The 14,787-nt window shown below is 65.1% G+C and carries 16 protein-coding genes; 4 read left to right on the top strand and 12 right to left on the bottom strand.

Annotated features, from left to right (window positions below; translation table 11 throughout):
* The 3 genes from RMO81_RS06525 to RMO81_RS06515 all read left to right on the top strand — a co-directional run.
* Positions 1-687: histidinol-phosphate transaminase (locus tag RMO81_RS06525; RefSeq protein ID WP_310474980.1), on the top strand; the 687-nt coding region annotated here is incomplete at its 5' end.
* On the top strand, positions 687-1,613 hold the full coding sequence (locus RMO81_RS06520) for a prephenate/arogenate dehydrogenase family protein (protein ID WP_310474978.1): 927 nt from the start codon (positions 687-689) through the stop codon (positions 1,611-1,613). The genes RMO81_RS06525 and RMO81_RS06520, both read left to right, overlap by 1 nt.
* A gap of 157 nt (positions 1,614-1,770) precedes the next feature.
* Positions 1,771-2,706, top strand: a complete 936-nt coding sequence (locus tag RMO81_RS06515; protein ID WP_310474977.1) for a CsgG/HfaB family protein — start codon at positions 1,771-1,773, stop codon at positions 2,704-2,706.
* A gap of 41 nt (positions 2,707-2,747) precedes the next feature.
* Here the strand turns inward: RMO81_RS06515 and RMO81_RS06510 are convergent, their stop codons facing one another.
* The 8 genes from RMO81_RS06510 to fabD all read right to left on the bottom strand — a co-directional run bounded on the left by RMO81_RS06510 (position 2,748) and on the right by fabD (position 9,795).
* Complete coding sequence (locus tag RMO81_RS06510) at positions 2,748-3,740, bottom strand: hypothetical protein (RefSeq protein WP_310474975.1); 993 nt, start codon at positions 3,738-3,740, stop codon at positions 2,748-2,750.
* A complete protein-coding gene (locus RMO81_RS06505; protein WP_310474974.1) occupies positions 3,737-4,477 on the bottom strand; it encodes a lysophospholipid acyltransferase family protein in 741 nt (246 codons plus the stop codon). Before RMO81_RS06505 ends, RMO81_RS06510 begins: the two co-directional genes overlap by 4 nt.
* On the bottom strand, positions 4,474-5,088 hold the full coding sequence (locus tag RMO81_RS06500; protein ID WP_310474973.1) for a YdcF family protein: 615 nt from the start codon (positions 5,086-5,088) through the stop codon (positions 4,474-4,476). The genes RMO81_RS06505 and RMO81_RS06500 overlap by 4 nt, the downstream gene beginning before the upstream one ends.
* Entirely contained in the window at positions 5,085-6,050 is a 966-nt protein-coding gene (gene mltG / locus RMO81_RS06495) for an endolytic transglycosylase MltG (protein ID WP_310474972.1), read from the bottom strand. The genes RMO81_RS06500 and mltG overlap by 4 nt, the downstream gene beginning before the upstream one ends.
* Before the next feature lie 8 nt (positions 6,051-6,058).
* Complete coding sequence (fabF, locus tag RMO81_RS06490; RefSeq protein ID WP_310474971.1) at positions 6,059-7,321, bottom strand: beta-ketoacyl-ACP synthase II; 1,263 nt, start codon at positions 7,319-7,321, stop codon at positions 6,059-6,061.
* 213 nt (positions 7,322-7,534) lie between these two features.
* On the bottom strand, positions 7,535-7,771 hold the full coding sequence (locus RMO81_RS06485; RefSeq protein ID WP_017668290.1) for an acyl carrier protein: 237 nt from the start codon (positions 7,769-7,771) through the stop codon (positions 7,535-7,537).
* A 260-nt stretch (positions 7,772-8,031) separates the two neighbouring features.
* Complete coding sequence (gene fabG / locus RMO81_RS06480; RefSeq protein ID WP_310474970.1) at positions 8,032-8,772, bottom strand: 3-oxoacyl-[acyl-carrier-protein] reductase; 741 nt, start codon at positions 8,770-8,772, stop codon at positions 8,032-8,034.
* An 87-nt stretch (positions 8,773-8,859) separates the two neighbouring features.
* Positions 8,860-9,795, bottom strand: a complete 936-nt coding sequence (gene fabD, locus RMO81_RS06475) for an ACP S-malonyltransferase (protein WP_310474984.1) — start codon at positions 9,793-9,795, stop codon at positions 8,860-8,862.
* A gap of 294 nt (positions 9,796-10,089) precedes the next feature.
* Between fabD and RMO81_RS06470 the strand changes: the two genes are divergently transcribed.
* Positions 10,090-11,187, top strand: a complete 1,098-nt coding sequence (locus RMO81_RS06470) for a tetratricopeptide repeat protein (RefSeq protein ID WP_310474969.1) — start codon at positions 10,090-10,092, stop codon at positions 11,185-11,187.
* 129 nt (positions 11,188-11,316) lie between these two features.
* Here the strand turns inward: RMO81_RS06470 and bfr are convergent, their stop codons facing one another.
* From bfr to mutL, 4 genes are all read right to left on the bottom strand, one after another.
* Positions 11,317-11,796 (bottom strand): bacterioferritin, encoded by a 480-nt coding sequence (gene bfr, locus RMO81_RS06465; RefSeq protein ID WP_310474982.1) that lies wholly within the window; start codon positions 11,794-11,796, stop codon positions 11,317-11,319.
* A gap of 134 nt (positions 11,797-11,930) precedes the next feature.
* Positions 11,931-12,104, bottom strand: coding sequence for a (2Fe-2S)-binding protein (locus tag RMO81_RS06460; protein WP_310474968.1), 174 nt, complete (start codon positions 12,102-12,104; stop codon positions 11,931-11,933).
* 78 nt (positions 12,105-12,182) lie between these two features.
* The gene (locus RMO81_RS06455) at positions 12,183-12,908 is read right to left on the bottom strand and encodes a class I SAM-dependent methyltransferase (RefSeq protein ID WP_310474967.1); all 726 of its coding nucleotides are present in this window, start codon (positions 12,906-12,908) and stop codon (positions 12,183-12,185) included.
* The gene (gene mutL / locus RMO81_RS06450) at positions 12,909-14,723 is read right to left on the bottom strand and encodes a DNA mismatch repair endonuclease MutL (protein WP_310474981.1); all 1,815 of its coding nucleotides are present in this window, start codon (positions 14,721-14,723) and stop codon (positions 12,909-12,911) included.
* Positions 14,724-14,787: the final 64 nt, after the last annotated feature.

Here is a 14,787-nt window from a genome sequence, read left to right as displayed (position 1 = left end):
TTGCGCGCTGTTACCCCGGCCACGCGCGTCATCTATATCGCCAATCCCAACAATCCCACCGGCACGTTGCTGCCCGCCGCCGACATCCACCGCCTGATCGCCGGCGTGCCCAGCGATGTCGTGCTGGTGCTGGACTGCGCCTATGCCGAATTTGTCGAGGGCGAATATGAAGACGGGCTGGCGCTGGCGCAAACGCTACCCAATCTGATCGTCACCCGCACCTTCTCGAAGATCCACGGGCTTGCGGCGCAGCGCGTCGGCTGGGCCGTCGCTGCCCTGCCGCTGATCGCCGCCATGGAACGGGTGCGCGGGCCGTTCAATGTCACCAGCACCGGCCAGGCCGCAGCGGTCGCTTCGTTGGGCGATGAGGCGCATCTTGCCTTGGTGCGCAGCGAAACCATCCGCCTGCGCCGCTGGCTGGAAGGCGAGATTGCCCAATTGGGCAACGCCGGCCTGCGCGCCATCCCGTCGGCGTGTAACTTCATCCTGATCGAATTCCCGGAAGACGGCCCGGTATCGGCGGCGGACTGCAATGCCTGGCTGCTCGATCACGGCATCATCTGCCGCTATCTCGCCGTGCAGAACATGCCGCGCTGCCTGCGCATTTCCATCGGCACCGAAGGCGAAACCCGCACCGTCGCAGCCGCCTTGCGCGACTATGTCGAAGGCGCCGGAGCAAACGCCTGATGTTGCCGTTCTCGCGGGTCGCCATCATCGGCATGGGCCTGATCGGCTCGTCGCTGGCCCGCGCCATCCGTGCGGCCATGCCCACCGTGCATTTGGTGGTGAGCGATGCCAGTTCGGCGGTCCGCGAGCGCGTCGCCGAACTGGGGCTGGCCGATGATGTGGCCGATGGTGCCGGTGCGGCCGTGGTGGATGCCGATCTGGTCATCCTGTGCGTGCCGGTGGGCGCCATGGCCGATGTCGCAGCTGAAATCGCGCCGGAACTGGCACCCGATACCGTGGTGAGCGACGTGGGTTCGGTGAAGGAAAATGTGCTGATCGTGCTCAGCGCTGCCCTGCCCGGCGTCCACGTCATTCCCGCCCATCCGGTGGCCGGCACCGAAAAATCCGGGCCGGATGCCGGCTTTGCCAGCCTGTTCACAGGCCGTTGGTGCATCATCACGCCGCCACCGCGCGCCGATGCCACCATGGTGGAACGCCTGTCCGAATTCTGGCGACGGCTGGGCAGCAAGGTCGATGTGATGGATGCCGCCCACCATGATCGCGTGCTGGCGGTGACCAGCCATCTGCCGCACCTGATCGCCTATTCCATCGTTGGCACCGCCAGCGATCTGGAAGAGGTGACCAAATCGGAAGTGATCAAATATTCGGCCGGCGGCTTCCGCGATTTCACCCGCATCGCGGCCAGCGATCCAGTGATGTGGCGCGATGTGTTTCTGGGCAATCGCACCGCCGTGCTCGAACTGCTGGGGCGTTTTACCGAGGATCTGGTCGCCCTGCAGCGCGCCATCCGCTGGGGCGATGGCGATGCGCTGGAAAGCCTGTTCACCCGCACCCGCGCTATCCGCCGATCGATCATCGATCAGGGGCAAGACACGGATCAAGCCGATTTCGGCCGCGCTGAACAGCACCAGATTACGCCAGATTGATGAATTTCGGCTTTGCAAGCGTCTGCCTGCCCATGCGATACTGCATCCAATGGATTGGGGTCGCGTAACTGGGTGGTAGGCCGCAAACGGTCGCCACACACATGAAAGCTGTTCGGGGGATTTGATGACAAAGCGTCTGTTCAACATAGTTTCTGCAATGGCTACTGCTGCCATGGCCCTGTCGGCCGTTCCGGCTTCTGCCCAGATCGACGCTGGCCGCAAGGGCGGCATCGAAAAGCAGCGAGCGGCCAAAACCGCCGAACTGCCGACCTGCGCCAAACCAATTGGCACAATGGGCATCAGCGATGCGGAAAACCGCTGGTGGGAAGGCCTGGGCCTGGGCAATCCCGAAGCGCTGTTGCGCGTTTATGCCCAGAAATCCGGCTGTTTCAAGCTGGTCAATCGCTCGCAGCGCGGCATGGCCGCCATGCAGACCGAACGCTCGCTTGCCGCGGGCGGTGAAGTGCGCGGCGGTGGCACCATCGGCAAGGGCCAGATGGTGCAGGCTGATTTCACCCTGATTCCCAACATCGTCACCGCCAACCGCAACAAGGGCGGTTTCAACGCCGGCGGCCTGCTGGGCGCGTTCGTGCCCGGCATCGGCGGCGCGCTGCTGGGCGGCATCAGCGTCAAGAAACGTTCGGCCAACGTGACGCTGGAAGTCGTCAACAACAAATCGTCGGAAGAATTCGTCACCGAAGGCCAGGCCACCAAGAAGGATGTCGGCTTTGGCGGTGGCGGCGGCCTGTTTGGCGGCGGCGTGCTGGGCGCGGCTGGTGCTGGCGGCTATGCCGATACCGAAATCGGTCAGGTCGTGGCGCTGGCCTATCTCGATGCCTTCACCAAGCTGGTCACCGATCTGGGCGGGCTGGAAGCCGCAGTCGGCGGCGCGCAGGCTGAACGCGCTGTGGTGATGAAGAATGCCGGCCGCATGTTCGCCGGCCCGGCGCTCAGTTCAAAGGTGGTCAAGCCGCTCGACGGCGGTTCGATGCTTTATCCCACGGGCAACAAGCAGGCCGGTTTCTGGGAAGTTGCCGATGAACTCGGCACCAAGGGTTGGGTGAGCGAAATCGCCATCGGCATCGCCAAATAACAGGCGGATAACCCCTCCCCCAAATGGGGGAGGGGCAGGCTTCAGCGCAATCGCGGGCAGGCCGGCACTTGTCCGCGCCGCGGCCGGGTCGCCAGATCAGCCGGCAGGCCTGAAAGCGCCACTGGGCCAATGGTAGCCCTTGGGGCTGGCAGCGCTGTTTCCAGCGCCAGCCGGATCGGTGCACGCAGGCGCTGTTCGGCTGGCGGCGTGCTACCGTTCAACGCCGCCTGCACGCTGAGCGGACAGACGGTGACGATCGTGCCCGCGAGCCGCGTGCCAGTACCCAGTGGCACCACACTCCCATCAAGTTTGAAAATCTCGCCGGTGGCATCACTGCCGGTCATCACCAGATCAAGGCTGCCGCCGGTTTCGGCCCAGCGGCGATAATCATCCAGACGGCGGCTGCCACGCACCGTCACATCGGCCGCAAGGCTGATCGGTGCGCCCTGTCCCACGGCCACGCCGGTGGCGCCCACCACGAACTGGCCGCGCTGGGGCAGACGCGGGCTGGCGGGTTCCGCCAGGCTCGGCGCACCGAAAATCTCCCGGACATGGAGTTCAAGCGTCTCGGCCTGAAACGCGGTGCCATTGCCGAGTTCCAGCGTGCCACGCGCCCCGGGCAACATGATGGACAGCCGGCCCAGACGTTCCAGACCGGATGCATCGGTCACCAGCTTCAGGCTGGCGGTGGCCGATGGGGCCGAAACCTTCGCTGACAGCCCGGCTGCAGCCGCCGCCAACGCCACACCCTGGCCTTGCAGCACGGTCAATTCCGGCCGCCATGGCCCGCGGTTCATCCGGAGCTGCTGCACCGTGAGCGCCAGCTGTGTGCTGCCCCGGTGGGCCAGCGTAACGCCCGCCAATTCCGTTTCAAGCCGATAAGGAAAACCGCCCACCTGCGCCCCGCTGCCGGGGAACCAGCGCGCCAATGTGGTTTCAAACGCCGCCGCCCAGCCGCGCCAAACCTGGCCATAGACCGCCATGCCAAGCAGCAGCGGCAACAAGGCAAGGATCAGCGGCCAGCGGCGTTTCATGTGCGGCCCTCTGCCTGCAAGGCATTAATCGCGGCATGCACGCGCTGCTCCACTTCGGCACGCGGCAGGCCGGGCGGGATCGGCGGTGCCACTTTCATGTGGACGGTGCCCGGATATTTGATGAAACTTTTCGGCCAGACGCTGCCGCTGTCGTGCGCAACAGCCACCACCGGCAATTTCAGCATCTTGTAGAGCCCGGCAAAACCGGCGGCAAGCGGCGGCGTTTCACCCACCTCCACCCGTGTGCCTTCTGGAAAGATCACCACCGGGCGGCCCTGCGCCACCGCCGCCTGCGCCTGCCGCATCATCTCGCGCAGCATGCCGGCCGAACCGGCGCGATCAACAAAGATGGAGCCGTGGCGCGCCGATGCCAGCCCCCAGATCGGGATGCTGCGCAGTTCCTGCTTCATCACCACCGCCGGCCGTTCAAACCACCACAGCGTCAGGATGGCTTCCACCGCACTTTCATGTTTCAGCGCAAACAGGTGCGGGCCATGCGGAATTTCGCCTTCAATCTCGATCCTGATGCCAGTGATCACCCGGCTGGTCAGCCGGAACCAGCCCGCCCACAGCTTTGGCCCGATGAACAGGCTTTGCCCGCTACCCAACAGGCCGAGCAGCAACGCCAGCGGCACCAGAGCCAAGGAACCGCCCAGAAACACGATCACGAAAACGATGGTCCGCACGCAGGCCAGCATCGTCGCCAGCGCCAAGGCCAGCTTGTGTTGCAGCGTCACGCCGCCCCCGCCAGCAATGCGCCCGAAAGCAGGGAAATGCGCCGCAACAACCACTTCGAATATTCAAAGGCAATCCCCGGTGCCTTGGGTTCTGATGGCACCGCATCGGGCAGCACGGTCACCCCCTTGGGCAGTACCCGCGACAGTTCCAGCCGGGCGCGCCGCATGTGGCTGGCACTGGTTACCAGCCGGATCGAGGTGAATTGGTTGGTTTTCACCCAACGCGCGGTTTCTTCGGCGTTGGAGCGCGTGTTCACCGCCTGATAGCCCAGATCGGTGGTGCGCAGCCGCCGCGTCGCGATGCCAAAGGCGGCCGCCAGTTGCCGACGGCTGGTTTTTTCACCCACGCCCGACACCAGCATTCTCCGCGCCGCGCCAGCCTCCACCACTGCCAGCCCGCGCCGGAAACGGCCGGCGCCGCCAGTCAGCACCACCACGCCGTCGCTTTTCAGGCCCAGCGGCGCTGCACCAGGCAAGGTGAGGCTGAACCAGATCAGGCCCAGCATCCATGCCAGCACCGGCAGCGCCGCGGCGCGCGCCAGCCACATCAGCAGGCCCGGCTTGCGGCGCCTGGCCGGCGATGACCGTCCAAAAGCGGGCTTGCGGCTCACATTTCACCGCGCTGGCGGCGCAGGGCAAACCAGCGCGCCACATTGGCATTCTGTTCGGCCAAGGTTTTCGCAAACACATGCCCACCGCTGCCATCGGCAACGAAATAAAGCGCGTCGGTCTCCGCCGGATCGAGCACGGCCATGATCGAATCCCGCCCCGGATTGGCAATCGGCCCCTTGGGCAGGCCGGGCTTCAGATAGGTGTTGTAACCGGTGTCGCGCTGCAGTTCCGATCGGCGGATGCGCCGGCCCAGCGGGCGCCCTTGCGTGATCGGGTAAATCACCGTCGGGTCGGCGTCCAGCTTCATGCCGATCCGCAGCCGATTGCTGTAAACCCCGGCAATGGTTCGGCGTTCACTGGCTTTGCCGGTTTCCTTCTCGACGATGCTGGCCAACACCACGGCTTCCGCCCGGCTCTTCACCACTGCCCGCGCCGTGCGCTTGGGCCACAGATCATCCAGAATCCTGATCATCGCTGTCTGCATGCGCTTTGATACCACAGCACGGTCCTCGCCGGGCTTCACTTCATAGGTGTCGGGCAGGATACTGCCTTCAGCCGGCACTTCCACCTTGCCCGTCAGGCCCTTCACGGCGTTCAGCCGCTCTGCCACCAGCACCGATGGCCAGCCTTCGGGAATGGTGACGGTGGAGCGTTCAACGTCACCCTTTTGCAGCACGCCCAGGATCGCCTGCCACGCCGTGCCAGGCCGCAGCCGATAGCGCCCGGCCTGCACCGGTGCATCGCTGCCCAGCAGCTGCGCCAACAGACGGAACTGCCCGGCAGACGACACCAGCCCGGCCTTTTCCAGATCGCGCGCCACGCCGGACAGGCTGGCCCCGCGCTTCACTTCAAAGGCTTGCGCCGGCCCCGGCGCGTTGTCCCAACCAAACCACGGCGCCAACCCGACTGGCAGCCCCACCACCAGCAGCAGAGCAACAAAGGCGAGGGCGGCGCGGCGCATCTGCGGACTCAGACGCCGCGCATCACCAGCGTGGCATTGGTGCCGCCAAAGCCAAACGAATTGTTGAGCACGGCACGGATGCGGCGCTGTTTGGCGATATGCGGCACCAGATCGACGCCGATGCAGGCTTCCGAAGGGTTATCGAGGTTCAGCGTCGGCGGCGCCACCTGATCACGCAGGGCGAGCAAACAGAAAATTGCCTCCACCGCGCCAGCACCGCCCAGCAGGTGGCCGATGGCCGATTTGGTGGACGACATCGAAACACCGTCGATGGCGCTGCCAAACAGCCGCTTGACCGCGCCCAGTTCCAGTTCGTCCCCCATCGGGGTGGAGGTGCCGTGGGCATTGATATAGTCGATGTCTTCGGGGTTCAGCCCGGCCTTGCGCAGCGCCATCTGCATCGAACGGAAGGCGCCCGACCCTTCCGGGTGCGGCGCGGTCACGTGATAGGCATCGCCGGTGAGGCCATAGCCGATCACTTCGCCGTAAATCTTGGCGCCGCGCGCCTTGGCGTGCTCATATTCTTCCAGCACCACCACGCCGGCGCCTTCGCCCATCACAAAGCCATCGCGATCCTTGTCATAGGGGCGGCTGGCGCGAGTGGGATCATCGTTGAAATTGGTCGACAGCGCGCGGGCCTGGGCGAAACCGGCGATGCCCAGCGGGCACAGCGCGCTTTCCGAACCGCCGGCCAGCATCACATCGGCATCATCCAGCGCGATCATGCGCGCGGCATCGCCGATGGCATGGGCGCCGGTCGAACAGGCGGTGACGACCGCATGATTGGGGCCCATCAGGCCATATTTGATCGAAACTTGGCCGGAAATCAGGTTGATCAGCCGGCCGTGCACAAAATGCGGCGACACGCGGCGCGGGCCCTTTTCGTGCAGCACGATCGATTCGCTGGCGATGCCCGGCAGGCCACCAATGCCGCTGCCGATGGAGCAGCCGGCGCGGAAGCGCTCTTCCTCGGTCATGTCGGTCAGGCCGGCGTCTTCGATGGCCTGGCCAGCGGCATCGATGCCGTAAATGATGAACGGATCGACCTGGCGCTGCACCTTGTAATCGACGCGCTGGTTGGCATCGAAGGTCATGCCGGAGCCGTCGCCGGCTTTCACTTCGCAGGCGATGCGGCAGGCATGATCCGTCGCATCAAAACGCGTGATCGGGCCGGCGCCCGATCGCGAGGCGAGGATATTGGCCCAAGCGGTTTCGACATTGGCCCCAAGCGGGGTGACCAAACCCAGACCGGTGATCACGACACGGCGCATCGGCATTCCATTCATCTGCGCAACCGGCTTGCCCTGCCGGTGCTGGGGGTTGGGTCCTGTGAAAAATCAAAGGCCCATTTGGCACGAAACGGCCCGCCGCTTCTGTTCAAGCGATGGGCCGTTTCCTGTTTTGCCAGCCCATCGTTCTCAAACGGGCGGCCAGCCCAGTCTTCTGGGTGGGAAGGCCGCAGCGTGCGGCCTTCGAACCTGATCTTACTTGCCGTTGGCACCGATGAAATTGATCGCATCGGCCACCGTGAGGATCTTTTCGGCGGCATCGTCGGGGATTTCCACGCCGAATTCTTCTTCGAACGCCATCACCAGCTCGACCGTGTCGAGGCTGTCGGCGCCCAGATCGTCGATGAAGCTGGCGGCTTCGGTCACCTTGTCGGCTTCGACGCCCAGATGCTCCACAACAATCTTCTTCACGCGCTCGGCGACATCGCTCATTTTTCGTCCCCTGTGTTGGCGGCGGTGTGTCCGCCGTGGGTTGGTTTGCAGTTACTTGCCGGCGATAGCCTGATGGCGAAATTGTGGCAAGAGCGCAGCGCGGCCAGCGCGGCCAGCGTGCGAAACGCCCGGCCTTCAGGCCGGTCGGCTTCGACCCCGGATCAAGTCCGGGGCAGGCATTGCGGCTTTGCCGCGCACTTCCTTGCTGCACTTCCTTCAAACCCCAGCGGACTCGGCGGCTCTGCCGCCGGCCGCGCCCATCAAGGCATCGCCATCCCGCCATTGATGTGCAGGGTATGGCCCGTGATGTACGAAGCCTCTTTCGAGGCCAGAAAAACAACACCCGCCGCAATATCATCGCCAGAACCCAGCCGCCCTGCCGGGATTCGCCCCGTCAGCGCATTTTTCTGCGCGTCGGGCAGCGCGTCGGTCATCGCCGAAACGATGAACCCCGGTGCCACGCAATTGACCGTAATCCCCCGTGACCCCAGTTCCTGCCCCAGCGCCTTTGACATGCCGATCAGCCCGGCCTTTGATGCTGCATAATTGGCCTGGCCCGGATTGCCGGTAACACCCACCACGCTGGTAATGGCGATCAGACGGCCGAACCGCTGCTTCATCATCGGCTTGGCGGCGGCGCGATAGAGGCGGAAGGTGGCTTCGAGGTTGATGCGGATCACGTCCGACCACTCCTCGTCCTTCATCCGCATCGCCAGATTGTCGCGGGTGATGCCGGCATTGGCGATCAGGATATCCAGCCGCCCGCCAAGCGCCGCAACGGCCTGCGGCACCAGCGCATCAACAGCGGCACTGTCTGACAGGTTGCACGGCAGGATCACCGCATCATTGCCGCATTCGGCGGCAACAGCGGCCAGTGCCTCGGCGCGGGTGCCGGACAGGGCAACCCGGGCCCCGCGCGCGCTGAGCGCCCTGGCAATCGCGCTGCCGATGCCGCCTGAGGCGCCGGTCACCAGCGCAGTCATTCCGGTCAGATCAAACATCCGATGTTCCTTTCTGTCACGATGGGCGAGACCCCTCACCCCGCCGCGCTGGCGCGCGAGTCGCCCTCTCCCGCAAGGGGAGAGGGATCAGATTTCCCTGGCGATGGCTTCAACGCCTGCCATGTCGGCCGCAGTGATGGTCGGCACATCGGGTGTGATGCGGCGGATCATTGGCCCCAGCACCTTGCCGCCGAGTTCGACAAAGCCCGTCACCCCCAGTTCGGCCATCGCCAGCACCGATTCGCGCCAGCGCACGGTGCCACACACCTGTTCCACCAGCAGGCGGCGAATCTCGTCGGGTTCGGTCACCGGCGCCGCCGTCACATTGGCGATCAGCGGCACCGTGGGCGCGGCCAGCGGCGCCGTGGCCAGCGCGGCCGCCATCGCTTCGGCCGCCGGCTGCATCAAGGCACAGTGGAACGGGGCCGATACCGGCAGCAGCACCGAATGGCGCGCGCCCTTGGCGCGTGCCAGCGTCATGGCCCGCGCCACCGCCTCGACATGGCCCGATACCACCACCTGGCCGGTGGCATTGTCGTTGGCGGCCGCGCAAACCTGCGTGCCCGCCGCTTCTGCCGCAATCGCCGTCACCGTTTCGAAATCCAGCCCGAGCAGTGCGGCCATCGCGCCAACGCCTGCCGGCACCGCTGCCTGCATCGCCTGCCCACGCAACCGCAACAGCCGGGCCGTATCGGCCAACCCCAGGCTGCCAGCGGCACACAGCGCCGTATATTCGCCCAGGCTGTGGCCCGCGACATAAGCCGCCTTGTCGGCCAGCCGCACCCCGGCTTCATTTTCCAGCACGCGCAAACAGGCGATGCCCACCGCCATGATCGCTGGCTGGGCATTGGCGGTCAGGGTCAGCTCGTCTTCCGGGCCTTCCCACATCAGGCGCGAAAGATGCTGGCCCAACGCCTCGTCCACTTCCTGAAACACGGCGCGGGCGTGGGGGCTGGCATCGGCCAGGCCCTTGCCCATGCCCACCGATTGGCTACCCTGGCCTGGAAAGATGAAGGCGCGAATGATCCGTCTCCCGCTGTCACGCATTGATGCGCGCCGATTAGGCCCTTCGCCCTTTCGGCGCAACCATCCCACCCGGCGCCCGGCGACACATTGGCCAAAAGCAGCACTTTGCCCCGTTGCATGCCGCCACCATTTCGCTATGGGCTGAAACTTGTGCTCAGGGAGGAGCCGAGGGGATTCGCACGGCCGTTCATCGGCTGGCAAACCTCATGCGACCACCTTGGTACGCGGATTGGTGGCCACACAGGTCGCCGCTCCACATGATTTCCGATCAAGAACAGCCAAGGATTGCCAATGAAGATTGATGCCCGCCTGCTGATCGCTGCCGCCGCGCTGGTAGTTGCAACTCCAGCTGCGGCCGCCGTGTCGCCTGCCGTTGGTAAGGCGCTGAACGCCGCGGCCGCTGCTGCCAGGTCGCGCAATGCCGGCGGCGTTGCTGCTGCCATCGGCCAGGCCCGCGCCGCCGCCAACACCGCTGAAGAGCGGGAAAAGACCGCGCAGATGGCCGGCTATGCCTTTACCGCTGTTGGCCAATATGGCCAGGCCGCTGCCGCGCTGGAACAGGTTGGCGCGCCCTGCAACCAGCTTGGCCCGCTGTATTATCGCGCCGGCCAGCTCGACAAGGCTGTGAGCATCGCGCGCAACTGCCCCGGTGAAGCCAGCCAGATCATGGTGGCGCAGGCGATGACCCGCCAGGGCAACCACAAGGCGGCAATCACTGCCTATAACAAGTTGATCGCCAACAACGGCGCCAAGGCCATCTATCTGGAAAATCTGGCCGGTGCCCAGTATAAATCGGGCGACAAAAAGGCCTATCTGGCCACCACCACTCGCCTGATCAAATCGGATCCGTCGCCGTCGCGCTGGAAGGTGCTGCTGACCGAACTGCAGGGCCACAACATGCGGTCCGAAGCCAAGCTGGCGCTGTATCATCTGATGCTGACCACCGGCACGCTCGAACGCACGTCCGATCTGCAGGATTTCGCCCGCCTTGCCCTGATCAACGGCCAGGCCGCCGTGGCCAAGGCCGCGCTCGACAAGACCGGCGGCGGCACCGATCCGATGAGCCAGAAGCTGGCTGCAGCCGCCGCTGCCGGCGTCGCCAAGGAAGGCCCGGAAGCCGTCAAGCTGTCAGCCGCGCCGGCAACGGCCTTCAAGGGCGGCAACGCGTTTCTTGGCATTGGCGATTATGCCAGGGCGATGGCTGCCTACGACAAGGCGATTGCCGCCAACGGCGCAGATGCCGATTATGCCCGGGTCTTCAAGGGTATTGCCGCTGTGAAGGGCGGCCAGAAAGGCGCTGCGATTGCGGCGTTCAAGGGCGTAAGTGAAAAGGGCGGCATGGAAGAAATCGCCGGCCTGTGGAGCCTGTACGCCACGACGCGCGGCTGATCTGTCCAGGCACAAAAGGGCCGCCGTGGAACCCCGCGGCGGCCCTTTTGCTGCCCCTATCCCATCTGGGGAGAGGGTCGACTCGCGCCCCTTGGCGCGAGCGGGGTAAGGGGTTCCCGTCCCCCCCCCTCAATCGCCGGCGGGACGCGATTGCAGCTGGATATAATTGTGCAGGCCCATCTGCTTGATCATTTCCTGCTGCGTTTCAATGAAATCGATGTGCTCCTCCTCGGACGTGAGGATATAGGCAAACAGGTCACGGCTGGGAAAGTCGCGCACCGCTTCGCAATGCTGAACGGCATCCCTGAGCAGGGCAACCGCCTCGAATTCCAGTTCCAGATCGGCCTGCAACACTTCTTCGACCGTCTCACCGATGCGCAGCCGGTTCAGCGCCTGCATGCCGGGCAGACCTTCCAGGAAGAAGATGCGCTCCATCAGCTTGTCGGCGTGCTTCATCTCGTCGATGGATTCGTGCCGCTCGTAATCGGCAAGCTTCTTGATGCCCAGATTGTCGAGCAGCCGATAATGCAGCCAATACTGGTTGACCGCCGTCAGCTCACCCTTGAGCACGGCGTTCAGAAATTCGATTACCTTTGCATCACCGCGCATGGTCATTCTCCCGTTTGATGGGGCGGCAATGACGGGGTTCTTGATCTGTGTCAAGAAAAAGCCAGTTTTTTCTGATACTTACAAGTGATACGCACTTGCAATATCAGTTGCGCCAGCGCTGGCAGCGCGATCGTTCAGGCCCGGGCGTGAATGTCGGCAAGGATTTCCTGAGCAAAAGGCAGGCATTGCCCGCACTTGGGCTTGCAGCCCAGCTGGGCAAAGGCCGCCTTGGGGCAGCTTTTGCCGGCCACGCGCGCGGCTTCGCGTACGTCCCGTTCCTTCAGAGCATTGCAGACACAGACGATCACGAGATACCTGCGAATCGAGTGGCGTTACTGCGAAGCGTTATCAACCATGTCGATTGCTAATGCAAGTGGTTCGCAACATCAGCGGGCGACAATCAGCCGATAGCCGACATCCAGTGCATCGCGCTGCAACAGATCAGCGTGCCGTCGTTCCCAAGCCCCGCTGGCCAGATCGTCCGCCAGCCGGGCAACCCCGGCTGCCACACCGTCGATGATCCAGAACGACGAACTGCCCGACCGGATGCGCGGATCAAGATAGGCCGCCGGCCGCCGCCACCAGGCGTAAAGAAAGCCATCGCTGCAATCGTGCGGCACCAGCAGCGGGGTGATCTCCACCGGCCCCAGCACCGTTTCGAACAGCGCGAGTGGCGGCATGGCCACGTCATCCAGCGCTGCCAGACCGGGAAAATAATCGACCGGCCATGGCCGCACTGTCGGATCGCAGCTGACGATGACAATCGGCCCGGTGGTGACGCGCCGCAACTCGGCGAGGCCGGCGGCCTTGTCGGTCCAGTGATGGACGGTGAGCACGGCCATGGCCGCATCGAAGCTGGCATCGTCAAACGGCAGGCCTTCGGCCACGCCCTGCACGGCTGGCGCCGAACCGGGCGGGCGCTTGGCGATCATGGCTGCCGATGGTTCGAGCGCGACCACCGCGCGGCCAACCGGTTCATAGCTGCCGGTGCCGGCTCCGACATTGAGGACGCGCCGGGCATTGCCCAAGGCGGTGTGAATGGGTGCTGCCAGGCGCGGGTCTGGCCGGCGCAGATTGTCATAATCGACGCCGATGCGATCATAGAGCGTCATTCAGCGCCGCCCGAACAGCTTTTCGATATCGGTCTTGGCGAGGCGCACCCAGGTTGGCCGGCCGTGATTGCATTGGCCGGAGTGCGGGGTGATTTCCATCTCGCGCAGCAGGGCGTTCATTTCGGCAATGCTCAAGGATCGGCCAGCGCGAACACTGCCGTGGCAGGCCATGGTGGCCGCGACCCCATCCAGCCGCTCCTTGAGGCTGAGCGCGCGGCCAAAGGCAGAAAGATCGTCGGCGAGATCGGTGATCAGGCCCTGCACGTCGCAGGTGCCGAGCAGGGCCGGCGTGGCGCGGACCAGGATGGCGGTGGGGCCAAAGGCTTCGACCTCGAGACCGAGTTCGGCCAGTTCGTCGGCGCGGTCGGCGACGCGGCCGGCGCCAACCTCATCAAGTTCCACCACCTCCGGCACCAGCAGCGCCTGGGAGGCGACAGCGCCGCCGGCCAAAGCGCGGTTCATGCGCTCCAGAGTCAGCCGTTCGTGGGCGGCGTGCTGATCGACGATGATCAGCGCGTCGTCGGTTTCGGCGACGATATAAGTGGCCGCCACCTGCCCGCGCGCGGCACCCAATGGGAAGTGCTGGGGAGAGGGCGCGGGGGCCACCGCCAGGCCGGACGCCGCAAAAGCCGGCGGCAACTGGTTGAACAGGCGCGGCGCTTCAGCCCAACCCACGGCAGGTTGCAGGCCGGCAGCGGCGGGCTGCGCGCCGGCAGCGAACGGATATGGGCCGCCAACCGCCGGCAGCGGTTCGGCCACGAACGCAGCCAGCGCCGCACTGGATATCTGGGTGCTGGCGCGGTGCCCGGCCTCATCCAGCGCGCGGCGCAGGCCCGAAACGATCATGCCGCGCACTTGGGCTGCATCGCGGAAGCGCACCTCTGTCTTGGCCGGGTGGACGTTTACATCAACGAAGTCGCTGGGCACATCGAGGAACAGCGCGACCACCGGATGGCGATCACGGGCAAGCAGATCCTGATAGGCCCCGCGCAGCGCGCCAACCAGCAGGCGATCCTTCACAGGGCGTTGATTGACAAACAGAAATTGGTGATCGGAAACGCCGCGGTTCCACGTTGGGATGCCGGCCAACCCCGCCAGATGCAGCCCGTCGCGTTCCAGATCGACGGCCACCGCATTGCCCGCGAAATCCGGGCCGATGATCGCCGCCAGCCGCGCCAGCGTCGACACTGGTGACGCATCGGGCAACGGCGGCAGGTTCAGCAGGCGTCGGCCTTCATGCTCGACCACAAAGCCCACATCCGGCCGCGCCATCGCCAGCCGGCGGATGTGATCAAGGCAGGCCGCAAGCTCGGAACGCGGCGATTTCAGGAACTTGCGCCGCGCTGGAACCTGGGCGAACAGCCCATCGACCCGTGCCACAGTGCCCGGCGCAGCGCTGGCCGGACCGTCGTGGATGATGCGACCATTGTCCACCACCAGCCGCCAGCCTTCACCTTCGGCCGGTCGGCTGGTCAGCGACAGGGTGGCGACCGAGCCGATCGAGGGCAGCGCCTCGCCGCGAAAGCCCATGGTGGCAATGGCCGAAAGATCCTCGTCGGGCAGTTTCGACGTGGCGTGGCGCTCCACTGCCAGCCGCAACTGGTCGGGCGCCATGCCGATGCCGTCATCAGCCACTTCCAGGCCATCAATGCCGCCGTTCACCAGCCGCACCGCAATGCGCCGCGCGCCGGCATCCAGTGCGTTTTCCACCAGTTCCTTGGCGGCACTGGCGGGCCGTTCCACCACTTCGCCGGCAGCGATGCGGTTGATCAGGGTTTCGGGGAGGCGCCTGATAGAAGATTTGGGAATGGGCACCGCCGTGTAATAGGGGCAGTTGGGCGCAGTGTCATCTGCCCAGCGTTCCACATTGGCCTTGACC

The sequence above is a fragment of the Sandarakinorhabdus sp. genome (assembly GCF_031422795.1).
Taxonomy (GTDB): Bacteria; Pseudomonadota; Alphaproteobacteria; order Sphingomonadales; family Sphingomonadaceae; genus Sandarakinorhabdus.
The sequence above is the reverse complement of the archived record's forward strand: the minus strand, read 5'-3'. Positions and strand labels throughout refer to the sequence as shown.

Bases quoted from the DNA above. Each gene is read 5' to 3' on its own strand.
- RMO81_RS06520 (WP_310474978.1), top strand. From the start codon at position 687: ATGTTGCCGTTCTCGCGGGTCGCCATCATCGGCATGGGCCTGATCGGC.
- fabG (WP_310474970.1), bottom strand. From the start codon at position 8,772: ATGTTTGATCTGACCGGAATGACTGCGCTGGTGACCGGCGCCTCAGGC.
- RMO81_RS06470 (WP_310474969.1), top strand. From the start codon at position 10,090: ATGAAGATTGATGCCCGCCTGCTGATCGCTGCCGCCGCGCTGGTAGTT.
- RMO81_RS06455 (WP_310474967.1), bottom strand. From the start codon at position 12,908: ATGACGCTCTATGATCGCATCGGCGTCGATTATGACAATCTGCGCCGG.
- RMO81_RS06510 (WP_310474975.1), bottom strand. From the start codon at position 3,740: ATGAAACGCCGCTGGCCGCTGATCCTTGCCTTGTTGCCGCTGCTGCTT.
- bfr (WP_310474982.1), bottom strand. From the start codon at position 11,796: ATGCGCGGTGATGCAAAGGTAATCGAATTTCTGAACGCCGTGCTCAAG.
- mltG (WP_310474972.1), bottom strand. From the start codon at position 6,050: ATGCGCCGCGCCGCCCTCGCCTTTGTTGCTCTGCTGCTGGTGGTGGGG.
- RMO81_RS06515 (WP_310474977.1), top strand. From the start codon at position 1,771: ATGGCTACTGCTGCCATGGCCCTGTCGGCCGTTCCGGCTTCTGCCCAG.
- fabF (WP_310474971.1), bottom strand. From the start codon at position 7,321: ATGCGCCGTGTCGTGATCACCGGTCTGGGTTTGGTCACCCCGCTTGGG.
- RMO81_RS06485 (WP_017668290.1), bottom strand. From the start codon at position 7,771: ATGAGCGATGTCGCCGAGCGCGTGAAGAAGATTGTTGTGGAGCATCTG.